The organism is uncultured Apibacter sp. (assembly GCF_946479295.1).
GTDB lineage: Bacteria > Bacteroidota > Bacteroidia > Flavobacteriales > Weeksellaceae > Apibacter.
Genome location: NZ_CAMLFD010000009.1, coordinates 32,089 through 56,350, shown reverse-complemented (window position 1 = coordinate 56,350; position 24,262 = coordinate 32,089). Strand labels below are relative to the sequence as shown.

15 protein-coding genes are annotated in these 24,262 nt (G+C 30.8%); 6 read left to right on the top strand and 9 right to left on the bottom strand.

The window, feature by feature from the left end; translation table 11 throughout:
• Positions 1-2: 2 nt before the first annotated feature.
• Together Q0T35_RS07185 and Q0T35_RS07180 are read left to right on the top strand one after the other, a co-directional pair.
• A complete protein-coding gene (locus tag Q0T35_RS07185) occupies positions 3-1,190 on the top strand; it encodes a nucleotide disphospho-sugar-binding domain-containing protein (RefSeq protein WP_295841533.1) in 1,188 nt (395 codons plus the stop codon).
• Between the two features lie 28 nt (positions 1,191-1,218).
• Positions 1,219-2,787 (top strand): hypothetical protein, encoded by a 1,569-nt coding sequence (locus Q0T35_RS07180; RefSeq protein WP_295841532.1) that lies wholly within the window; start codon positions 1,219-1,221, stop codon positions 2,785-2,787.
• Between the two features lie 69 nt (positions 2,788-2,856).
• Here the strand turns inward: Q0T35_RS07180 and pyk are convergent, their stop codons facing one another.
• The 6 genes from pyk to Q0T35_RS07155 form a co-directional block, all read right to left on the bottom strand.
• The gene (gene pyk / locus Q0T35_RS07175; protein WP_293916745.1) at positions 2,857-4,284 is read right to left on the bottom strand and encodes a pyruvate kinase; all 1,428 of its coding nucleotides are present in this window, start codon (positions 4,282-4,284) and stop codon (positions 2,857-2,859) included.
• Positions 4,284-4,760 carry an IPExxxVDY family protein gene (locus Q0T35_RS11160; protein WP_366519836.1) on the bottom strand — a complete coding sequence of 159 codons (477 nt, stop codon included), beginning with the start codon at positions 4,758-4,760 and terminating at the stop codon, positions 4,284-4,286. The genes pyk and Q0T35_RS11160 overlap by 1 nt, the downstream gene beginning before the upstream one ends.
• Positions 4,761-4,765: 5 nt before the next feature.
• Positions 4,766-5,518, bottom strand: a complete 753-nt coding sequence (gene rnc / locus Q0T35_RS07170) for a ribonuclease III (RefSeq protein WP_293916743.1) — start codon at positions 5,516-5,518, stop codon at positions 4,766-4,768.
• A gap of 21 nt (positions 5,519-5,539) precedes the next feature.
• Positions 5,540-6,790 carry a beta-ketoacyl-ACP synthase II gene (gene fabF / locus Q0T35_RS07165; RefSeq protein WP_295841530.1) on the bottom strand — a complete coding sequence of 417 codons (1,251 nt, stop codon included), beginning with the start codon at positions 6,788-6,790 and terminating at the stop codon, positions 5,540-5,542.
• A gap of 21 nt (positions 6,791-6,811) precedes the next feature.
• Positions 6,812-7,051, bottom strand: coding sequence for an acyl carrier protein (locus Q0T35_RS07160; RefSeq protein ID WP_055424989.1), 240 nt, complete (start codon positions 7,049-7,051; stop codon positions 6,812-6,814).
• A gap of 223 nt (positions 7,052-7,274) precedes the next feature.
• Positions 7,275-8,063: an HAD-IIB family hydrolase gene (locus Q0T35_RS07155; protein ID WP_295841528.1), complete on the bottom strand. Its 789-nt coding sequence runs from the start codon at positions 8,061-8,063 to the stop codon at positions 7,275-7,277.
• Positions 8,064-8,142: 79 nt separating this feature from the next.
• Here Q0T35_RS07155 and Q0T35_RS07150 point away from each other — a divergent pair, with 79 nt between their 5' ends.
• Entirely contained in the window at positions 8,143-8,838 is a 696-nt protein-coding gene (locus Q0T35_RS07150) for a 3'-5' exonuclease (protein ID WP_295841524.1), read from the top strand.
• 10 nt (positions 8,839-8,848) lie between these two features.
• Here the strand turns inward: Q0T35_RS07150 and Q0T35_RS07145 are convergent, their stop codons facing one another.
• From Q0T35_RS07145 to Q0T35_RS07135, 3 genes are all read right to left on the bottom strand, one after another.
• Positions 8,849-10,909, bottom strand: coding sequence for a sulfatase-like hydrolase/transferase (locus Q0T35_RS07145; protein WP_295841523.1), 2,061 nt, complete (start codon positions 10,907-10,909; stop codon positions 8,849-8,851).
• A 459-nt stretch (positions 10,910-11,368) separates the two neighbouring features.
• The gene (locus Q0T35_RS07140) at positions 11,369-11,866 is read right to left on the bottom strand and encodes a hypothetical protein (RefSeq protein ID WP_293916728.1); all 498 of its coding nucleotides are present in this window, start codon (positions 11,864-11,866) and stop codon (positions 11,369-11,371) included.
• A gap of 22 nt (positions 11,867-11,888) precedes the next feature.
• Positions 11,889-17,711 carry a hypothetical protein gene (locus Q0T35_RS07135; RefSeq protein ID WP_295841520.1) on the bottom strand — a complete coding sequence of 1,941 codons (5,823 nt, stop codon included), beginning with the start codon at positions 17,709-17,711 and terminating at the stop codon, positions 11,889-11,891.
• 923 nt (positions 17,712-18,634) lie between these two features.
• Here Q0T35_RS07135 and Q0T35_RS07130 point away from each other — a divergent pair.
• The 3 genes from Q0T35_RS07130 (at position 18,635) to carB (ending at position 23,923) form a co-directional block, all read left to right on the top strand.
• Complete coding sequence (locus tag Q0T35_RS07130; RefSeq protein WP_293917824.1) at positions 18,635-19,510, top strand: aspartate carbamoyltransferase catalytic subunit; 876 nt, start codon at positions 18,635-18,637, stop codon at positions 19,508-19,510.
• Positions 19,511-19,543: 33 nt separating this feature from the next.
• Positions 19,544-20,617, top strand: coding sequence for a carbamoyl phosphate synthase small subunit (locus tag Q0T35_RS07125; protein WP_295841517.1), 1,074 nt, complete (start codon positions 19,544-19,546; stop codon positions 20,615-20,617).
• Between the two features lie 129 nt (positions 20,618-20,746).
• Positions 20,747-23,923, top strand: coding sequence for a carbamoyl-phosphate synthase large subunit (carB, locus tag Q0T35_RS07120; protein ID WP_295841515.1), 3,177 nt, complete (start codon positions 20,747-20,749; stop codon positions 23,921-23,923).
• Positions 23,924-24,262: the final 339 nt, after the last annotated feature.

Sequence of the window (24,262 nt, the reverse complement as noted above, 5' to 3'; positions counted from 1 at the left end):
TTATGTCAAAATTCTTATTTGTTGTTCCTCCTTTTTTTGGGCATATTAATCCTAGCCTAAGTATTGGTAGAACTTTATTAGAAAAAGGCCATGAAGTAGCATGGGCCGGATTAACCGAAATTAAAGCTGAAACTATACCGTCAGGTGGTAGTTTTTTTATTTTAAAAGAATCTTATCAAAAAAATAAAGAAGTAATACAAGATATCATTAAATTACAAGATAAAGGCGCAAATTTACCTGCTTTAGAAGCATTAAAACTAGGGCTGCAAGATACTTATATCCCTTTTGCTAAAATTATGTTTGAAGAATTGGCTAAACTAGTTGATACTTATCAACCGGATGTTATTATTAATGATTGTATTACATTTGCTGGAGCGCTTGTTGCTCATGTAAAAAATATTCCATTAGCTACTATTACTCCGGTAACACCTAATACCTTACATGATCCGGGCACTGCTCCTAAAGTGACAAAGTGGGTTCACGATTCTATAATTGGTTTACAAAATTCAGTAGGTATATCAGGCGATGAAGAACTAATTTCTTCTAAAGAAGTTAATATGTTTTATACTTCTCAAAAACTTGCCGGATATAAAGATGGAGAATATCCTTCGTATATGAAATTCATAGGTGCATTAACTGGACGTCCGGATAATACTCCTTTTGATTGGGATCGGTTTAATAAATTCAATAATCCTAAAATTTATATTTCTTTAGGTACTGTTTTAATCGATATAAGAAAAGAATTTTTCAGCCGAATGATTGAAGCTCTTAAAGATAAAAATATAACTGTTGTTGCTGCAACAGATCCTTCTATTCTAGAAAAATGGCCAGATAACTTTATCGTACAAAGCTACGTTCCGCAGCTTAAACTTCTTAAACATATTGATGTGGTTATTGGTCATGGAGGATTAAATACTGTTTGCGATACGTATATGAACGGTATTCCCATGCTCATTATTCCTATAGCTTTTGACCAATCTCATACTGCTACCTTAATTGATCAATATGGTTGCGGTATACGGTTGAAATACAAACGTATGAAAACTAAGGATATTGAACAAGCCGTTGATGACTTATTGTATAATGAAAAATACAAAAAGGCTGCAAAAGAGATTCAACAATCCTTCATCGAGGCTGGCGGAAATAAAAAAGCTGCTGAATTAATTGAAAGTCTTACTAATAATAAATAAATCTATATAATATTAAATTTCTAACAATATGGAAAAATCATCTGAAAAAAATATTTTCCTTTTGCTTTTTATATACATAGTAAGTACTTTGTTTGTTTGTTCTAAGATGTCTCCACTTTACATTACTAATGAATGGGCAGACCCAAACATATATTTTAATGTTGCAAAAGGCATGGTAAATGGAAAAGCTTTATATACCGAAATATTCGATCATAAAGGGCCCTTAATATTTTTTATTTATGCAACCGGATATATCATTTCAAATACTAATTTTTTCGGAATGTTTTTAGTTGAAATTATATTCTGGTATTTACTTGCAATATCTTTATACCTAAGTGCTCGATTATATTTGAATAAAGTATCTTCTTTCCTTATAACCTTACCATTTTTTGTTTGCATAGTTAAAATAATGAAGGCAGGTGGTTCGGCAGAAGAATTCATTTTATGTATGGAAGGAATAAGCTTGTACTTATATTTAAAATATTTTAAAATGGAGAACCCTGTACACAAGCCAAAATATATGTTCATACACGGAATTTTGGTTACTGCTGTTATGCTAACAAAAATAAATCTTATAGCTTTTTGGTTCTTTCCTCTTTTAGCCATATTTTTAAATATACTTTATCATAAAGAATTTAAAAATTTTTACATAAATATTATAGCATTTATTTTAGGATCTTTAGTTATTGCTATCCCAGTAATTGGATATCTTTATACCCATAATTGTTTAGAAGAAGCTTACAAAATTTATATAGAATTAAATAGTGCCTATGCAAAATTAGGGTCGCCAAGTAAAATATTTTTTAGATTATTGGGAAGAATGCTTTATCTATTTCTCGAACCAACTTCTTTATTTTTATTAGGATTTATGGGAATATTTTTATTCCCGTTTAAGTACATCAATAATTTATTTGAAAGATGGGGCTTATTTTTAGCTGCAATCATTTTATATATTGCAATATTTATGGGTAAATTTCAATATTATTACCCTATTCCATTTCTAATATTTGGATTCGTCGGATTTATATATTTGGGATTATTTTTAAAAAAATATATTAACAATGTGAATTTTTACTCAAATAAGCCTTATATTATTTTTATTTTGTTTTTCCTTTTCACTTCTGCAGGTATATCAGGCCTTGATAATACGCGTGTGGAAGCTTGGATATTGAAAGATGACAATTATGGCCGTAAAGCTTTAATGACCATGCGTCTTAAAAAAGAAATTATGAAAGAAAAAAATCCAACTCTATTAAATTTAGGGTTTGGTTTAGCTAATAGTCTTTTTACAACCTGTAATATTGTTCCAAATATTAAATATTTTGTTACTCCAAATCTTTCATATAAATTTTATCCTCAAATGAGAGATGAACAGTTACAATATATAAAAGACAAAAAAACTGATTTCGTAATTATACAACAATATATACCTGGTAATGGTTATTATGATGACAAAAACCCTATTGAAGTAGCCGAAAAATTAAAATATAACCCTATTCTTTTAGAAAATTACAAATTAATCCTAACCGACTCTATTGTTAATTGTATTGATGAAAGATCTGTAGATATTTATTTTTTATATAAGAAAAAAAAATAAACACTTAAATATATGAATAAAAAAGAGTTCAAATTTAAATTTGAACTCTTTTTTATTACTTTTTATTATTTATATTTGAGTAAGACGTAGGGTATTTGTCAAACTATTTGCAAAAGATGGCATAGCATTAAGATTAATTACAAAATCTCCAGGCTTGATGTATCCTTTTTCTTTAATATTGTTATTAACTTCAACAACAGTTTCATCTGTACTTTTAGCTCCTTCATATAAATATGCTTTTACACCCCATAATAGGCTCAACATATTAATAATTCTTTTATTGGATGTAAATACAATGATATTTGCAAGTGGTCGATGAGATGATATTTGGAAAGCTGTATAACCTGACTGTGTTAAAGTAATAATAGCTTTAGCTCCTACTTGTCCAACCATACCGGCAGCATTATAACAAATCATATCTGTTATATATCGTTCACTATCTTTTTTAGGATAATGTAAAGGTACTTGAATATGGTTGTCATCCTCAACGTTAACAATAATTTTAGCCATATTCTCAATTACTTCTACCGGATGTTTTCCAACAGAAGTCTCTCCACTTAACATAACGGCATCTGCACCATCTAAAACAGAATTAGCCACATCATTTACCTCTGCTCTTGTTGGAGTTAACCCATCAATCATACTTTCCATCATCTGAGTTGCAATGATTACAGGTTTACATTGGGTTTTACATATGCTAACTAAATTCTTTTGAATTAAAGGAACTTTTTCCATTGGAATTTCGATTCCCAAATCTCCTCTTGCAACCATAATACCGTCTACAACATGAACTATTTCTTCTATATTAGTAATAGCTTCTGGTTTTTCAATTTTTGCTATAATTGGAATTTTATGATTACAATGTTTTTGTATTAAATTTTGTAGATCAATAACATCTTCTTTATGTCTTACAAAAGAAAGTGCGATCCAATCAAATTCGTATTTGATTGCTGTTAAAGCATCTTTAATATCTTTTTCAGTTAATGCAGGTAAAGATATTTGAGTATTAGGTAGATTAACTCCCTTTTTAGATTTTAAAGGTCCTCCTTGTATAACCTTTGCAATTACTTTATCCGTTAAATTAGTTTCAATAACCTCAAAAATTAATTTACCATCATCCAAAAGTATTTTTTCACCCACCTTTACATCTTTTGCAAATTGAGGATAGCTCATGTAAACCTGTTTAGAGTCTCCTTCAATATTTTCATTTGTAAACGTGATTACGTCTCCTGCATTTACAATTGTTCCTTCTTTAACAACACCTACTCTTAGTTTAGGTCCTTGTAAATCGGCTAATAGTGCTACACTAAAACCAAATTCTTCATTTAGGTCTCTTACGGTACGTATCCATCTTTTTACAACTTCTTCTTCAGCATGAGAAAAATTTACTCTAATTACATTTACTCCTGCTTTAAACATCTTTAACAATGTATCCTTATCTTCAGAAGCAGGACCTATAGTAGCTACTATTTTCGTTTTTTTTCTAAATCCACTCATTATGTAGGTAATATCAAATTTTCTAAATTTTTTATTTTTATTTTATCAATATTTATTTTATTAAATTTACAAATCTTTTTAAGATTTTCCAAATTTATGTAAAACTCATCATCTAATAAGCTATCAGATTTTAAAAAATAATTGAAATAATTATATTCAGGAATTAAAATTTTAACCTTTTCTATCTTATCAAAAAAACTATTATTGTCATTTATTATGATTTGAGGATAGGAAAAATTACTTATCAATTCAATTTTTTGTTCGGTTTTTTCGAGAAAAAATCTAAATATAGAGAAGACATAAGTAATGCCATTTTCTATTATTTGCTGGTCATTAACGCGCTTAAAATTAAAATTACAATTTTTATTTAAATAAAAAACAAAATCATAATCCTTGCTAATATAAGAATTAAATCCTAATAAATTAAAATTAAATATAGGATCGTCTATGTCCCAGTCTAAAGAATAAGTTTTCAATATACTTATTTATTTTGTTGAGTAATAAAATGCTTGTCTAGCCTATGATAGGCTCTTCTTGAGGCACACTCTTCAGCTTTTTTCTTAGAAGTAGCTCTCCCTTTGGCAATAACTTTATTATCAAGTTGAATTATGGAATTAAATATTAACGACTCTTCGGCATTTTCTTCTTGAAAAGTATTAAAAGTTATTTCCAACTTATTTTTTTGAGACCACTCTATAATCAAACTTTTATAACTTGTAATTCTTTTTTCGAGTTGCTCAAAATTTTCATGCTTAATGAGTGTTTCATTAATATATTTCCGGCAAAATTCAAACCCACTATCTATATAAATTGCACCAATTAGTGCCTCATATAAATTTCCATTTATATTTTCTCCCAAACTAGTGTTCTGCCTCTTTTGTAGAAAAGTGGTCAATTTCAAGTCTGCTCCTATAATATTTAAGGATTTCCTATTAACTAGTTTAGAACGCATCTGAGTAAGATAGCCTTCTTTTTTATCAGGTGCTTGATGATATAAGTAGTCTGACACAATACTTGATAATATAGAATCTCCTAAAAATTCTAATCTTTCGAAGTTCTTATTATCATTGGTATTTACTGAGGAATGTGTAAAACATTCATAGAAGATTCCAATATTGGAAGGTCTATATCCAATAAGGCGTTCAATTTTCTTTTTAAAATTTTTTTCCTCTTTTTTTTCGGAATCTTGTCTGAATAAATATGAACATAAAAGTATTTTTTTCCAAATACTCATTCGTTTTTATTTTCTCTTATTTTAAAATTTCTTTAAAATAACACATGCGTTATGCCCTCCAAAACCAAAAGTATTACTCATTGCATATTTAACATCTTTTTCTTTTGCTATGTTAAAAGTAAAATCTAAATTTTTATCAAAGTCTTCATCATCTGTGAAGTGATTGATAGTTGGTGGTACTTTACTTTCTTTGATTGCTACTATACATGCTAATGCTTCAATAGCTCCTGCTGCACCTAATAAATGCCCAGTCATAGACTTAGTTGAATTGATCTGAATATTATAAGCATGCTCACCAAATAGCTTAAGGATAGCTTTTGCTTCAGCTAAATCTCCCAATGGGGTTGAGGTTCCATGAACATTAATATGATCTATATCGGTAAGTCCTATACCTGCATCATCAATAGCATTTTTCATAACATTATACGCACCTAATCCTTCCGGATGTGGAGCAGTCATATGATAGGCATCGGAGCTTAATCCTCCACCGACTACTTCAGCATAAATAGTAGCTCCTCTTTTAACTGCATGCTCATATTCTTCCAAGATAAGAGTTCCTGCACCTTCTCCTAAGACAAAGCCATCTCTATCTTTATCGAAAGGTCTGGAAGCGGTTTTTGGATCATCATTTCTTGTTGACATTGCGTGTAAGGCGTTAAATCCTCCTACACCACTTGCCGCTATAGCTGATTCAGAGCCTCCAGTTATAATAACATCTGCTTTTCCTAGTCTTAAAAGCATTAAAGCATCTATTATTGAATTGGAGGAAGAGGCACATGCTGAAACGGTAGCATAATTCGGCCCTCTAAATCCATATTCTATTGATATAAGACCGGCAGTCATGTCTGCTATCATTTTGGGAATGAAGAAAGGATTAAATCGAGGTATACCGTTTCCTTGAACATAAGAGGAAACTTCTTGCTCAAATGTATTCAATCCACCGATTCCGGATCCCCAAACAACCCCTACTCTATTTTTGTCTAATTCTGAATATTCTAGTAGTTTACTTTCGCTAACTGCCTCCCTAGTGGAAATTAACCCAAATTGGGCACATCGATCATATTTACGAATATCTTTTTTTTCAAAATAATCCTCCGGATTATAGTTTTTTACTTCGCAAGCAAATTTTGTTTTAAAATTAGTCGCGTCAAATAGAGTAATTGGACTTGCTCCACTAACTCCGCTTAATAAAGCTTTACAGTATTCTTTAAAATTATTCCCGATTGGAGTTATTGCACCAAGTCCAGTTACTACTACTCGTTTTAAAGCCATACTTTAATGTCTTTGTGTAAATTATTGTTTGTTTACTTCTTCAATATAAGAAATGGCTTGACCAACTGTTGAAATTTTTTCTGCTTGATCATCAGGGATTTGAATATCAAACTCCTTTTCAAACTCCATAATTAATTCTACTGTGTCTAATGAATCTGCCCCTAAGTCGTTTGTAAAACTTGCTTCTGGTGTAACTTCGCTTTCATCTACTCCTAATTTATCAACGATGATTGCTTTTACTCTTGATGTAATGTCAGACATAACCTTTTATTTTTTTATTATAGTTCAGTCGGCAAATATAAAAATTTTTTTACTATAATTATACTTTTTAATACTTTTTGATAGACCTATCCATATATCAATGAATATATTGCGAATTTATCACACTTAAAATCAATATATTAACCCACATTTAGACATAAACATAAAAATTTAATATTATTTATGTTTTTTCCATCAATTTTTAACACATTATTGTTACCAATCACAATAAATATTCGGTGAAATATTCTTTTTCGATGTGCGTTAAAGAATCATAAACTCCTTTTCCAAAATTATAGGTTGAAATGTACTGCGCGATCTCTTTTATTGACCATACAGCATTATTTACAGCACATCCTAAAAAAGAATTTTTAATCATTTCCACATCATTATTTGAATCTCCAAATGAAAATATTCTACAGTCAATATCTTTCGTTATTTCTTTCACAGCCAAATATTTATTTATTTTTGATGAAAATATTTCAAGGTAGGAATCTGAGGAAGTGGTTATTTCTACCCCTGTCAGCTTATTTCTCAAAATATTTGTTAATTGATTAATATCTCCATCATCTACAATTAATATTTTTAAAACTTTTTGGAAGTTATATTCCTTTAATGAGAGGGCTTTAAAGTTTACCCCTTTTTCTTCTTTTTTATAGGCTTCCGTCTCTAAAGATGTAGCATACCAGGCATCTTCTGTGTATAACCATAGATTTACATACTGTTGCTGCTTATTAACAAAATAATTAATTACCTCTTCGGGAATCGGATAGGTTTTAATGGTTTTGTTTTTATAGAGAATGTGTCCTCCATTCAATGCTATAATATAATCAATGATAAATTCCTCATTTGAATACATCGTTATAATTCCGTTATATGGTCGACCGGAAGCTAAAATTACTTCACCTAGCTTTGAAGCTTTTTGCAATGCTTTTATCCCATATAAATCTAACGATGGACTGCCGAAATTCGTTAATGTACCATCAATATCTGAAACAAAAATATTTTTCATTTTTTTAATATTTATTAAATATACATAATATTATCTGAGTTATTAGTTTTACTTATCTTTGAATTAATAAATATAAATTATGTTATCTTCCATTCCTTTAAAACAGATTTTATTCATTGATTTGGAGACTGTTCCACAATATGAAACCTGGAATGAATTGCCGGAAAGAACAAAAGTTTTATGGGAGAAAAAAACACAATTTCAAAGAAAAGAAAATGTTTCTCCGGAAGAATATTATTATGAAAGAGGGGGAATTCTCTCTGAATTCGGCAAAATAATTTGTTTATCTTGTGGGTTAATCACTGAGGATAAAAAAATACGTATTAAAAGTTTCTATGGGGATGATGAAGAAAGAATATTAAATGGATTTATTGATTTATTGAAATCTAATTATTTTAGATCTAATTTACTTTTATGCGCCCATAATGGAAAAGAATTTGATTTTCCTTATCTGGCTAGAAGAATGATGATTCATCAAATTGAACTTCCTAAGATTTTAAAGATGCATGGAAAAAAGCCCTGGGAAATTCCACATCTCGATACTATGGATTTATGGAAATTTGGAGATTATAAACATTATACTTCATTGGATTTATTAGCTCATATTTTCGGTTTACCTTCTCCCAAGGATGATATGGATGGAAGTGAAGTTTCTAAAGTATATTATCAGGAGAAAAATTTAGAACGCATAAAATCGTATTGTGAAACTGATGTCATTACACTTATTAATGTATTTCGTAAAATGCGGCATGAGCCTATTTTAGAAAGAGAATAAATCGATTTATTTATTTTTTTACTTTTAACCTATTATTTTTTAGTAAATAAAAACAGGTCTGATAATTAGCTATAGCTTCTTCCAAAATGGAATGATTTATGTTTTTATCTTTAAGCAGCTGCGACCCTTTAATTACTTTATATTGTTCTACTTTTTGATTAGGTGATAAAACAATTAATGTATTATTCTTTAAATATCCTAGTTTTTGGTAGGTTGCGATTAATGCTCTTGGTTGATAGGTATTATTGAATATATCTTGACCATAAAAACTTGAATTATAAGAAAAGTGTAACTTTCCTAAAAGTGTAGGCATAAGATCAATCTGAGAAACTGTTTTAGTAATTTTTTCAGATTTAATAAATCCCGGTGAATATATTATGGCTGGTATTTTATATTTATCTAAAGGAATATTTTCTTTCCCTGCACTTGAAGCACAATGATCAGCAACAAATACAAAAACTGTTTGATCAAACCATGGATGTTTTTTAGCTTCTTCGATAAATTTACCTATTGCATAGTCTGTATATTTAACACCTCCTTCTCTAGACTTACTGGTATTCGGTATATCTATTTTTCCCGGGGGATAAGTAAATGGTCTATGATTGCTTACTGTCATAATATGACCGAAAAAAGGAACTTTATTTTTATTATTATTATCAAAAACTTCGATTGCCTTCTTAAACATATCTTCATCACAAACGCCCCATATATTAGCAAAACTTATTTCTTCAGACTTAAAAGAACTTCTGTCTATCACGCTATAGCCATTTCCTTCGAAAAAAGTATTCATATTGTCAAAATAACCATAACCACCATAAAAATATTGGACCACATACCCTCTCTTTTTAAACAAATACCCTGTAGAAAACATATTATCATTGTTATGTCTTTTTATAATGCTTTCTCCGGGTGAAGGTGGAATACAAAGAGTCACTGCCTCTAATCCTCTTACAGTTCTAGTTCCGGTGGCATACATGTTGGTAAAAAACAAGCCTTCATTAGCTAATTTATCTAAATTGGGGGTTATATTATGAGTATTCCCAAAACTACTTAAAAAGTCAGCGCTCATGCTTTCCATAGTTATAAGAACTATATTTTTACGAAGTTCGGGAAGAGAATCTTTAATGATTTTTGTATTATAATTTTCAGTCCAATGATTGTCGTAGCTATTATTAAGTATTGAAAAAGATTTTTTTAACGGTAATTTTGCGTAGAATTGGTCATAATTTAACGAACTATCTTCAAATGCTTTATAAAATCTAACTAACCCGTTTGCTTGCAATTCATTTACAAAATTATTATCTGAATTTTCATATTTTTTAGTTATTTTCAAAATATACAAGGCCCCTACGAACAAAGCAATATACAAAAGACTACCAATTAATTTTATTTTAAAGTTAGGAAAATCGGTAAAATATTTTTTCGCTTTTTTAAGATAAATTATCGTAATTAATAATGAAATCAACAATAATGATGAAAACATAGGAATAATTGGATAAGATTCTAGTATATTCCCTATTAGCTCATTGGTATAGACTAGATAATCTACCGCTATAAAATTGTACCTCACCCCAAACTCATTCCAGAATAGAAATTCGCTAATAACATTATAATTGATTAAAAAGATATAACTAAAGAAAATAAAAAAGTATACCCAATATCGCCAAGTTTGTCTAATGTTCGGCATTAATAACAATATGATAAAGGAAATTGCCTTTATTAATACAAAAGTTTTTATTAAGGTGGGTACAATACTACCATAATCGTCAAAAACTGTTTTAAATAAAAACAAATAACTTAATACGATTACAAAAAATCCTAAAATTATATAATTAAACGGTGATTTATATTTTGTACTTGAGAGAAAAATTAAATGAACCCAAAGGAAAATAAAGATCAGTATTGATACACAAAAATCATTTATTAAACCAATCGTGAATATTTTCAAATAATCAATAAATGAAAAATTTGAATCAGTAACAGGTGAAAACAAAAGGACAATTCTTAAGATCAAACCTACTATAACATAAAAACTGGAAATTTTAATAAATGGAGTTATTAATTTTCTCATTAATAATTTTTAGTATTTATATTTATTTATTTATCATATAATAAACTCAAAAGTATATATTTTTTCTATATTATTCAAATTAACATATTTATATTATAAATCTTTGCAAAATTATACCTTTCTTATAACCCATAAGTCCATCAAATACAGATAATTATTCAATTCACAAATTGTTAAAAAATTTTTTTATCATTTTTTGTTTACCATTTTTTGTTTATCATTTTTTATCTAAAAAAGAATATTTATATAGTAATAATTATCAATATGATAAAACCGAAAGGATATATTTTTACCGAAACACAATTCTATTCTAATATTTGATGATTTTTTGTATTTATCAAAAAATATAGACTATATAAAAATAAAAAGGGTAAATAAATTTACCCTTTTTATCCATCTTAATATTTTGAAAACAAATTATTAAAGTTTTTTACTAGCTACATTTTTCCAATCTTAAATTTATTTCCAATAATTCCATTTAAGACCATCAAAGACAGCAAGCATTTTATTTAAAGTATCATAGCAAATCATTCCCGGATGCGGACTTTTTACATTTAAATGGGGAGCATTTACTTTAGGTAAAACTAAAGCCTTATCTGAAGCTTCTAAAACCAAAACTCCTTCCGCTGTAGATCCTTGATCACCAATGATAATACCTTTTCCTTTTTCGTCGGAATTATTAAAATTTACCGTTGAAACACTTCCGGCATCGGATAAATCCCTCCAAGTTCCATCTACTTTCATTTTTAGTTTAGAATCATTTTTATCCATTAATAAAGTTCCGTCCACCGCGTTCCCAGGTAGAGCCTCGACAATAGGTAATAATATCCCCTTTTCTGTTCCGCTATCAAAATCCAAGATAGCTCCTCCTTGAACATCCATTTTACCGATAGCAATTTGAGCATGCAACGTAAATGCAGTAAATATAACTAGTAAGATCAATAGTTTATTTTTCATTTTATTTTTTGCTTTAATTAGATTAATTAGTAGGACACGTTCTTTGAATACAATTCCAATCAGTTCCATTATATAACTTAATACATTTATCGTCTGTATCGTAAATAATCATCCCTTCAACCAAATCTTGAGCAGGAATTGAATTTGAAGTTGTTCTAGTTATTACAAATCCTTTACTTTTAGATTCCAACACTATAAACCCATTGTAAGTATTATGCGGCCAATTGTCCATTGTTTTTTCAAAGGTGGTTATTCCAATTTCCGATATTTCAGTCGGAATTTCAGTATTTGGATCTAATGTACAATAAGGAAGATCTCTACAAAATGGAACTAAAACCTCATTGTCTCCGTTTACTTCAATTCTGGCACAATCTATCTCACTTGTAGTTGACATATCTATGTTTACCTCAAACTCGTTAAGTTGATCGGAAATAGGGGTCGGTGCTTGTACTTGAAAGCTAATCTCATGCTTTCCTGGTGGTAAACTAAAATTTTCGATTTCAAATTCAGAATATGGAATGACTTCCTTGTTAATAGTACCATTGGTCAATTTAAATGAAGTTTTAAAACTACGATCAATATATTCAAAACCTTCTGTAAATGCGGCATTCAAGGTTACATTATCCAATAAATCACCAGGATTTGTTACATGTATAGTTACTAAAATTTTATCACCATCATTAATACAAGATTTATTTACTTTAATCTCATCTATAGTAACCGGGTTCGGTAAACCAGCCGATATAGAATTTATTGTACTATTTCCACATCCGTATACTAAATCACAGCTTTCATATGTTTTATCTCTATTTTCTCGATCTAAATAATTTATAGAAGCCCTAGTTTGGTATGATGTGGTTTTATCTTCAGTAAATTTAGCTCTTGCTGTAACTATAGTTGTTGAACCACCGGGAACTAATATTCCTGGTACGTCAAGTACTTCATTGTTTCCATAATCATTTGGGGATTGAGTAAATTCTCCATCTGTTACATTCAAAGAGTTTTCTACCCATTGCATTCCCGATGGTAGTGAATCTTTTAAGTTTACCAGTTTATCCTCACAATTTGTATTCATTATTGAAAATGCAAAAGGAACTTCTTCACAGGTAAGAGAGGAATCCTGAACTTTAAGTGTTAAAGCCAGTCCGTCTTCATTAACCTCTACCGGTTTCGGACAATATAGTGTAATAGGTCCAATACCTATTAATTGACTTCTTAAATTATTATTTTTATTATTATATTGTGCCTTATATTCGATAACAATCTCTTCTACAGCAATTGGAAAATCAACTCTAACTCGTCCTCTGATTGCTGTATAGCCTGAAGACCTAGGGGCTCTAGGTTTTCCTTTCGCGACATTATCGTTAATAGTGTATGTACTTCTTCTTTGAGGGGCCACATACATTAACTTAGGTTTCACAGTTCCTTCACCACACTTTCCGTATACTACAACCTCATCAGATACATCAGCTTGCGTATCAATATCGGATATTTCAAAGGTAGCTGCTGCAGCCCCTCCCGAAAATTTAATACTAGTAGTGATAGGCTGTGTATCTTTATCACGTGAACTTCTTCTATATAGTTGCAATGCTCTTCCGACCCGCCTTGGAGAATTATGTCGAAGCACCTTTCCCGGATCAGTTATATTTATATTTGCAATAAAATTATCTCCTAAGTCTTTTGTTTTAGACAATACACCGTTATTAGCAGCACCTCTCCATAGTTCCGCCGGATTGAGGACCTTGTAACCGTCAAAACTACAATTAGTACATACCCCCTCAGCTTTAACAGCTGCAAAAGTAAAATATGTATTTTTCTCTGTAAATTTAAATTTAAATTGAGCTTTTGGACCTGCATTCGTATTTATCCATTGGCCAGGTATGGCATAAGCCCAATTTTCATTAGCTACATCCTGGGGAGAATAGGCAACTAATAAAAATACTCTAAAATTCTGATTATATGGAAAATCATCAATAGAATTAGGATTAGGATTAGGATTATTATTAGCTGTTATAACAACTTTTTGTTCATCTAAATTAGTTTTATCTACTAACCACACACGCTCCATTCTAGTATCTAATCCTCCACAAATAGATTGAGAATTCTGATTTAGCTGTACTATTCCGGTTTTTTTATTATTCCCCCAAAATAATCCGCTAAAATCATTTACTAAGGCAGGATTATCTCCTTGACCGCATGCTGTAATATTTTCCGCCTGCATAGTGACTACTGCATTCACATCTGTTGAGCGCGCTTTATTAACGAAAATTTTAGAATTATCATCGCGCACTAAACCTGCCACGTTATTATGATAATAGGAATACTCTGGGTCGGAACCATTCCATACTATGGTTTTACTATCCGATAATATATAATCAGTTGATACCACATCCTGTTTACTTGTACCTATATTAATTGTCTTATATAAAGTTATGGCATATTTCATTGCTAAATAGGTTCGAATACGTTCCTTTTCTATTTCACTTAATTTTCTTTCATAGAAAAATACTTCAGACATATATCCATTGAATTGGGCACCTGAGTAACTGGCTCCACCTAAAGTTCCTCCACTAGCCATTAAGAATTCTCCTCCAGTACCAAATGTTTTAGTATTAAGGGTGATTTTTTCGAGTTTTCCTCCAAAATCATGTTCAAAATCTCCGTCCGGCGTAATTTGACTTTTATTATCTCTCGTACTAAATCTTACCATATGTAAGGCAGTTGCTCCTATTGAAAAGCCTTTAACTTTACCATCGTAAAGCCCTTCATTTGTAGCAACCCTACCTGCCCCGTCAAGAGGAGCAAATCCAGCAGCCGGGTGCCTTGATTTTATATTATCAACTACAACTGATCCAAAACCATGCGTATAAGTTCTATCTTTATTACCATATCCAACACTATTATAAACTACAAATGAAGTAGCATGCTCGGGCATATTTGTACTCATTGGACCATTATCTATCGCTAATGCTGTATAATGATTAGTTCCATAATAATTAAAAAAAAGAGATGGGAAATAATTCATTTTTTCTTCACAATCTCTGTACTCAGGAGGTAGTATTCGTGTATTATTACTTTTAGATTCTGCTAAAGAATGATAATAATCATTTTGGTTTGAGGTTTGATCTCTCCAAACTGATACGTTTTTAGTACCTGGAATAAGCTCTACGCTTTTTTCATCATCTGCTCTAAGCCATAACCTTAGCCCGTTAATTACTCCTCCGGGTGCATTATCATATGCAGCAAATCCTATATAATCCCCATCATTAATCTCTACATTTTTGGCAATTTTATTAACTACATGATAGATTCTGGTTGTAGAAGGATTAAAATTCTCGTCAGGAGAAACCAAAATTACTTTAGCTGTTACGCTCGGCTTTATATTTACCACAAATCCTTTCCTTCCTGTAGCTTGAGCTTTTAAAACAATTTTATTTCTGAAATTAATATCCAAATGTAATGTATCGTTAGCAAACTGAGAACCTTGGGTATAATCATAATCTAATAAGTAACTTAATGCACCATTGGATCCAAACATTAAATAATTATTATTATCTAAAGATCCGGAATTGTCCTTATTGTTTTTTTCTATTCGATCGCCAACAAATACGGTCATTAAACTTCTACCATAGTTCACAGATTGCTTTTGATATAACTCAGAACTATCATCTCTAGCAATACCGAATATATCGTTATTGAAATTTGAATTTGCATTTCCATCCCATACTTTATTTCCAAATGAATCGTAGTAAATGGGAGGAGTAGTATTATCTAATGATATACCATATTTAATTGCTAAATAGGAATTAATTTTCTCTAAATCTCTAGAATCCATTGGTTGCCCTTTAGGCCCAGATAAAACAATTATTTCTTGCAAATTTCCCGAAAAAGGATCATTATTGACAGCAGGTTTACGTGTACCTATTAGACTTAACGTAGTATTAGTTGTTCCTAATTCATATCCATTATTTATAACTTCTGTATTTCCATTAAATGTTATTCTCTGCGCAACATTTTTATCATTTGTTCGCTCAACGGCAATAATTCCATAGGTTTTATCTTTAGGATTGGAATGGGTTGAGGTATAATTAGTTGTTGTCTTTCCATTTGTAAAAGCAGGAAGATTATTGTACCATCCATGATTACTTTCTATGATCGAATGGGGGTTATATACTACTGATAAATTTTTACCTGTTATACTAACCTCTGAAACATAAAAAATATAATAAGACTTATCATCCTCAATAAAGCTTGGTGCAGCTAATGCTGTATAATAATTATTTGCATAACTAAATTCCAAATGATTATGATAATTCATCATACTTTGCAGAGTACGCAAAACGGGCGTCGGTGAAGAATTATTTTGTGAATGATCTCTTTTAAATGCGGAAACGTCTTTCCATACATCAACATTAGTTGAGTCAGAGTCTGCTGGATTAGGCTTAACAGGCACATCATCTGCTCTTAACCAAAGCTCAGTCAATAAATTTACACCTCCGGGATTAGGACTACTACTAATAAAAGAAACATAATCATCATTTTCAATTTCAATATTTTTAGCCAAATAATCTTTTATAGGATAAATGCGTGTTTTTTTCGGGGCAAAAGTTTCAACGGAACTTACTAAAATATATTTTGCGTCCATATTCAACTTCATATTGACCGTAATTTTACTAGTTCCGGTTACTTTCGCTTTTAAAGTTTTATTTAATTTAAAATGTATGTCTTGATTCAATTTACCGTTAGCAAAATTTTCCCCTTTATGATAGTCATAGCGAAACATTCCTACCGCATCATTCGTTCCCAACATTAGAAAAGTATTATCACTTAAAGTTCCTCTGTTTTTATCATTTAAATCTGCAAGCTCATCACCGACAAAAACAGTAAGGGTTGACATATCATAGTTTGTGGATTGTTTTTGATACAAACCTGACTTATCGTCTCTTCCTATTCCGAAAACATGATTTTGGTAAGGTTTAAATTTTGTCCCATCCCAAATAATATCTCCATTAGAATTCACATAATTCGGATAATTTTTTTTAGATTTTTCCGGTTCTAAAGAAATACCATATTTAATGGATAGATAAGAATGAATTTTTTGTAATTCAAAATCTGATAGAGTAGTATTTTTAGGGCCTGATAAAACTATAATTTCCTGAATGTCTCCATTAAATTGAGTCCTACCCGTTAAGTTTAAAGCTCCTACCACACTATTTCCATTGTTATTATTCATTTCAATGGGTCTCCCTATATTTTCGGGAACTGAATTAAAATACATCATCTGAGATACAGATAGTCCATTTGGACGCATTATCCCAACAATACCATATTTTTTTCCTTTTGAATCTTTATAGCCATAACTTGTAGTATTTGTAGCGAAATAAGGATTTCCCGAATGCCATCCCGAATAGTTTCTTCCGGCATTTAAAGTGTATACATAACCATTATTGGTTTGTGAATGCAAAGTTGATACATAAAATATATAATAAGATTTATCTGTCGTTAAATCTAAATTGGGACCGACTAAAAAATCTTTATTTTTAAGACCAAAAGTTACAGCGGGTTGAAAATTCATCAATTCTCCGCTTTTTTTATACAAAGGTCCACTAGTCTCCACGTATACTTTATGATCCCTATCATTTCCGGATAGGTCCTTCCATAATTTTACCGGATCATTATCCTTCAATGAACCTGACCCTCCTGCTACAGGATAATCAGCTTTTAACCATAGTTCTACTTTGCCACTATATCCCCCCGGACTTTGACCGAAGGTCATTATGGGTATTACAAAATAAAATAGCAATGAACAATAAACAATTATTTCACAAATGCTTGTCTTTTTCATATAAGTTATTTTTAATTTTTTTAGATTCTATTAAACACTTTAATAGAATTTCCGCTATATATTAAAATATAATTTATAATTAGTTATCAAAAAAAGATATTGAAGTATACTATTGCTTACAATAATATAAATGAAGGTGGGTCCTATTTTATTTATTATAAAACCACTTATTAATGTTCCTCTTTAATCCTATTTTACTATAAAATATTTTTTAATATTATTAATATAGATTTGATTAAAATAAATATTAAATAAATATTAAATAAAATCAATAAGACTAACGAGTAAATAAGGTTCCATTTTAGCACTTATAAATCTTTATATCGATAATTCTACATTTTTAATTATATAAAATATATGGTTTTTTATCATACAAATTTAATAAAGACTTTAGTAATACATATATAATATTTTCAATTATTTAAGCATATATTTTGCATTAAATTGTAAGTACTTTATTTTTAATATTTTATTTAGAAAAAAAAATAAAATATTGTTCATTATATATAATTATTAAAAAAAATATATCATGAATGTAATTTCACTTGAAGTAATATTAAATTAAATTAAAAATAATCTATTTTTTCAAATAGAATAAGCATTTAGCCCTATAGGCTGTAATTAAAATTGTATTATTTTAAAATTTAATTTAACTTTGTAAGATTTTTAATTCAATTAATTAACACAGATTATATTTTTTCAACCTTTTGAATAATTTTCAATCATTACCTAAGATAATAGAAAAAAAAGGAATTTTCATTCCTTTAGATGGACTTATTCCTTTACTATTTCTCGGAACGAAATCTCATATAGAAGATACTGAAAATATTTTTTTTAAATATTCATTTAAAAACATCTTATTATTTAAGATGTTTTTTTTTATAAATAGAAAGCAATGCTAATTAAACTAAATATATCAAAAAATGAATCATTTTATTTCGCTTGAAAATTTTGATTTGGAGCTAATTAAGAACTTGATAGATGATGCTATCAGTTTCAAAAGGAAAAAAGCATATCCCAATCTATCAAACCGCTACATATCTAATTTATTTTTTGAGAATAGCACACGTACCAAGCTTAGTTTTGAAATGGCTGAGAAAAAAACAGGTATGGAAATTATTTACTTTGATGCTGAAACTTCCAGTATCAAAAAAGGAGAAAGCTTATATGACACGGTTAAAACTCTTCATTCTATAGGAGTTGAATGTTTTGTAATAAGACATGCGCAGGATAAATTTTACGAAAGTTTAATTAATAAAATAGATGTACCGATTATTAACGCAGGAGATGGTTGTGGAGACCACCCTACCCAATCGCTGTTAGATTTAGTAACCATATATGAAGAATTTGGCACTTTCAAAAATCTTAATGTTGTAATAGCAGGAGACGTCGTACATAGCCGGGTAGCTCATTCTGATGCAAAAATTTTAAAAAGACTAGGTTCTAATATTACTTTTGCTACGCCGGAATTTTGGAGGGATTCCAGTATGACAATGGGAACTTATACCTCCCTAGACACTGCAATTTCGAATGCTGATGTTGTTATGCTGCTAAGAAATCAAAATGAAAGACATTCTAAACAATATGATGAAAAAAATTTCTTGGAATTGTATGGATTAACTAAGGAAAGAGCTGATAGAATGAAACCGAAGGCTATCATTATGCATCCGGCCCCTATTAATAGAAATGTTGAAATTGATGAAGACCTTATTGAAGCTTCCCAGTCTCGAATATTTACACAAATGACTAACGGAGTATTTGCTCGGATTGCAGTTCTTAACTATGTTTTTAACTCATAAATATATCAAACCATTAAAATAAATTAACAACCCTTGAAAAGAAAATTAGTATTAGAAAACGGATTAGTATTTAATGGTGAAGGCTTCGGCAGTGATCAATTCACAATTGGTGAAGTTGTATTTACCACAGGAATGACCGGTTATCAGGAAACCTTGTCAGACCCTTCATTTCACAAACAAATCATAGTTTTCACTTACCCATTAATCGGTAATTACGGTATCAACCCTAGTGATTTTGAATCTCTCAATTCTTTTGTAGGAGGGATTATTGTTCACGAATATGCAAAAACAGAATCTCACTGGAAAAGTCAAATGAATTTAGATACCTTCCTAAAAAAACAAAATATCCCCGGATTAAGAGGTATTGATACTCGTGCCTTAGTGAAAACTATACGGACTAAAGGAAGCATGAAAGGTAAATTTTGTGATGAAAATGAAGATATTGATGAAGTAATTAAAAAATTTAAAAATCATCAACTGGCACATCATGTTCCCGAAGTATCCACCCCCAGAGCTTATAGTGCCCCTGCAGAAGGTAATCGAATCGTATTGGTTGACTATGGAATGAAAAAAAGCATATTAAAAGAATTATGCCTAAGAAATTGCGATGTTGTAGTAGTCCCTTATAATACAGACACTAATTCAATATTAGAACTAAATCCGGATGGAATTATGCTTTCTAATGGTCCCGGAAACCCGGAAGAATTAACAGAATCAATAAATACTATTAAAGAATTAAGCGGGAAAGTGCCTATATTCGGAATCTGTCTAGGGCATCAATTATACGCCTTGGCTCAGGGTGCAAAAACATATAAAATGCTTTTCGGACACAGAGGTGCTAATCATCCGGTAAAAGAATTATCTACCAATAGGGTTCATATAACTTCTCAAAATCATGGATATGTGGTTGACGAAGATTCATTAAAAAACACCTCATTAGAAGTTACTCACCGAGCTTTAAATGACGGCACCATAGAAGGTTTACAAGACAGAAAAAATTGGGCGTTTACCGTTCAATACCATCCGGAATCCAGTCCAGGACCGAATGACAATGAATATTTATTCAACCGTTTTATGGACATGATTGATGAATTTAAGCTTAAATAATAAAATTCTTTTTTATTCTGAAAAATATAAACATCGAAGTATCGCCAGATAAAAAAACAGCATAAAGTAATTCTCATAAATTGTATGTAATCTGAAGTTACTTTTTCAAATTAAAAATTAAAAATTAAAATGCCAAAACGCACAGATATAAATAAAATTCTTGTGATAGGATCCGGACCTATCATTATCGGTCAGGCTGCCGAATTCGATTATGCCGGAACTCAAGCTTGCCTGGCTCTTAAAGAGGAAGGATATAAGGTAATCCTCGTTAATTCGAATCCTGCAACTATTATGACTGATAAAGAAATTGCAGATAAGGTATATATGGAACCCTTAACCTTAGATTTTCTACAACAAATTATTGCCTTAGAAAGACCCGATGCTTTATTACCTTCTTTGGGAGGGCAAACCGGGTTAAATCTTGCTGTGGAACTAGCTAAAGCCGGAACTTTAGCTCAGTATGATGTTGAAATTATAGGAACTACATTATCTTCCATTGAACAAGCCGAAGATAGGGATCTGTTTAAGCAATTAATGGAAAACATTAATGAGCCCATTGCGGAAAGTATTATCGTTACCGATGTTGAATCATCGGTAGAATTTGCTAATCAAATTGGGTTTCCAATCATTGTAAGACCTGCTTTTACACTTGGTGGAACCGGAGGGGGAATAGCTGAAAATGAAAATGAGTTAAGAGAAATTACCGATTCGGGATTGAAATACAGCCCCGTTCATCAATGCCTTATAGAAAAGAGTATAGCCGGATATAAAGAAATTGAATATGAAGTAATGAGAGATGCAAATGACAATGCTATTGTTGTTTGTAATATGGAAAATTTCGATCCGGTAGGTATCCATACAGGAGACTCCATTGTTTTTGCTCCCAGTCAGACCTTAGCAGATCAAGAATATCAATTACTTAGAAATTCTGCTTTAAAAATAATTCGCGCTTTAAAAATTGAAGGAGGCTGTAATGTTCAATTTGCCTTAGATCCTTTAAGCAAAGATTATATTGTAATAGAAGTTAACCCTAGAGTTAGCCGTTCATCTGCCCTAGCTTCTAAAGCTACCGGTTACCCGATTGCGAAATTGGCAGCTAAAATTGCCGTAGGATTAACTCTTGACGAAATGAAAAATCCGGTAACAAATACCACCTATGCTTGTTTTGAGCCAACTTTAGATTATGTAGTAGCCAAAATTCCAAGATGGCCTTTCGATAAATTTCAAAGTGCAAACAGGCATTTGGGCACCCAAATGAAAGCTACCGGAGAAGTTATGGCTATAGGTACTTCTATCGAAGAAGCGTTATTAAAAGCCGTACAATCATTGGAAATAGGCTGTTTACACTTATCCAAAAAAGATATGAAGCCATTTGAGGCTTCGACTCTGGAAAAAAGACTTAAGTATGCTGATGATGAACGTTTATTTTTAATTGCTGAAGCTTTACGAAATGGAATTAGTATTCAAAAAATACACGAAATAACTAAGATTGATATCTTTTTCCTCGCTAAAATTTTACACATCATCGAACTCGAAAAGGAGGTAAAAGAAAATCCGAAAAATGTAAATATACTGGCTGAAGCAAAGAAATACGGATTTTCTGATTGGGAGATTGCCCGACTATGGAATATGGATGAAAAACAAGTATATTCTATACGAAAGGAAAATGAAATCATTCCTGTATATAAGATGGTAGATACATGTGCGGCAGAATTTATCTCGACAACACCTTATTTCTACAGCACATACGGCACCGAAAATGAATCGGCACGTACTGATAAGAAAAAGGTTATTGTACTAGGTTCCGGACCGATAAGAATCGGACAGGGAGTTGAATTTGACTATGCAACCGTACATAGTGTATTAGCTCTTAAAGAGGCCGGATATGAAGCTATCATCATCAACAGCAATCCGGAAACTGTATCTACAGATTTCAGCATATCAGATAAGCTTTATTTTGAACCGCTTACCAGAGAGTCCATTACTTCAATCATAGATTTAGAAAAACCGGACGGAATTTTTGTTCAATTTGGCGGACAAACAGCTATTAACTTAGCTCAAGCAGCCATAGATGCCGGAGCTAAGATACTAGGAACTAGTTTGGAAGATATTGATCGAGCTGAAGATCGCAAGAAATTTGAAGAGCAATTAAATGAATTAAATATTGCCCGTCCTAAAGGCGATACGGTATTCACTTTAGAAGAAGCTTTACGTGTAGCCAATTCTATCGGATACCCTGTAGTTATTCGCCCTTCTTATGTATTGGGAGGAAGAGCCATGCAAATCGTATATCAAGATTCAGAGCTGGAAAGATATATGAAAGAGGCCATTAATGTTCATGAGAAACAGCCGATATTAATTGATAAATATTTGGTAGGAAAAGAAATAGAAGTTGATGCCATTTCCGATGGAAAAAATGTTTTCGTTCCGGGAATCATGGAACATATTGAGAAGGCAGGAATCCATTCCGGAGACTCAATTGCTGTATATCCCCCACAAACCTTAACAAAAGAAGAAAAAGAAGAAATTATTCGTCAGACTCAAGCATTAGCCAGAGGATTTAAAATTATAGGGTTAATGAACATACAATTTGTATTAATGAGTGGAAAAATATATGTATTGGAAGTAAACCCTCGATCCAGCCGAACTATTCCATTTATGAGCAAAGTTACCGGTATTCCTCTCGCAAAAATTGCTACTAAAGCAGTGTTGGGAAAATCTTTGAAAGAGCAAGGATATGCTATGGATTGTTATTCGGAATCTCGTAATATATTTATTAAAGCACCTGTTTTCTCTTTTGCCAAATTGCGTTCTGTAGATATAACTCTCGGCCCTGAAATGAAATCTACCGGGGAGGTTATAGGAAAAGATACCATTTACGAAAGAGCTCTTTACAAAGCTCTTCGAGCAGGGCAAATCAATATACCGATTCTTGGAAATGCAGTATTTACAGTAGCCGATAAGGATAAGGCAGAGGCTTTACCTTTAGCGAAAAGATTTTACGATATAGGATATACAATTATGGCAACTAAAGGAACAGCCAAATATTTCCGTGATTATAATATTCCGGTTGTTGAAATTAACAAAATTGAAAGTGAAGACAATAACATCGTAAAAATCATGCAGCAAGGCAAAGCTCAATTTGTTATTAATACACTTTCTAATGATGGAACCGCGCAAGAAGACGGATTCTTAATACGAAGAAATGCAGTTGAAAACAGTGTTGCCTGCTTCACCTCTTTAGATACTACTGCCGCTGTGGTTCAGGTATTAGAATCTATCGTATTCGATATTAAACCGTTTTAAGTATAAAATTAAAGAAATGATATTATAAAAAGTCCTGTTATAACAGGACTTTTTTGTTTTTAATAAATACTTAAATTCAGATTGACCTTCTAAAATACCTGATAAGGTCTAACTGCAATATTTGAAAAAGAATATTATTTTGATTTTAAAAGCTATATTGAAATTTTTAACTCTATTTTTCAAGCTTAGACTCAAAAGTTTATGTAAAATTCATATCATACAAGATTTTTATTTTAGAAACAGTTTCTTGATAAATTCTTCATAATCTTATAAAGAACCAAATATTAAATATATGAATAAAAATAATATGAATTAATTAACAAAAGATACATAAATTAT

What these genes read in the sequence shown, in the direction of transcription:
- fabF (WP_295841530.1), bottom strand. Translation starts at nt 6,790, where the DNA reads ATGGCTTTAAAACGAGTAGTAGTAACTGGACTTGGTGCAATAACTCCA.
- Q0T35_RS07150 (WP_295841524.1), top strand. Translation starts at nt 8,143, where the DNA reads ATGTTATCTTCCATTCCTTTAAAACAGATTTTATTCATTGATTTGGAG.
- Q0T35_RS07135 (WP_295841520.1), bottom strand. Translation starts at nt 17,711, where the DNA reads ATGAAAAAGACAAGCATTTGTGAAATAATTGTTTATTGTTCATTGCTA.
- pyk (WP_293916745.1), bottom strand. Translation starts at nt 4,284, where the DNA reads ATGAGTGGATTTAGAAAAAAAACGAAAATAGTAGCTACTATAGGTCCT.
- Q0T35_RS07155 (WP_295841528.1), bottom strand. Translation starts at nt 8,063, where the DNA reads ATGAAAAATATTTTTGTTTCAGATATTGATGGTACATTAACGAATTTC.
- Q0T35_RS07160 (WP_055424989.1), bottom strand. Translation starts at nt 7,051, where the DNA reads ATGTCTGACATTACATCAAGAGTAAAAGCAATCATCGTTGATAAATTA.
- Q0T35_RS07180 (WP_295841532.1), top strand. Translation starts at nt 1,219, where the DNA reads ATGGAAAAATCATCTGAAAAAAATATTTTCCTTTTGCTTTTTATATAC.
- carB (WP_295841515.1), top strand. Translation starts at nt 20,747, where the DNA reads ATGCCAAAACGCACAGATATAAATAAAATTCTTGTGATAGGATCCGGA.
- rnc (WP_293916743.1), bottom strand. Translation starts at nt 5,518, where the DNA reads ATGAGTATTTGGAAAAAAATACTTTTATGTTCATATTTATTCAGACAA.
- Q0T35_RS07145 (WP_295841523.1), bottom strand. Translation starts at nt 10,909, where the DNA reads ATGAGAAAATTAATAACTCCATTTATTAAAATTTCCAGTTTTTATGTT.
- Q0T35_RS07130 (WP_293917824.1), top strand. Translation starts at nt 18,635, where the DNA reads ATGAATCATTTTATTTCGCTTGAAAATTTTGATTTGGAGCTAATTAAG.
- Q0T35_RS07185 (WP_295841533.1), top strand. Translation starts at nt 3, where the DNA reads ATGTCAAAATTCTTATTTGTTGTTCCTCCTTTTTTTGGGCATATTAAT.
- Q0T35_RS07140 (WP_293916728.1), bottom strand. Translation starts at nt 11,866, where the DNA reads ATGAAAAATAAACTATTGATCTTACTAGTTATATTTACTGCATTTACG.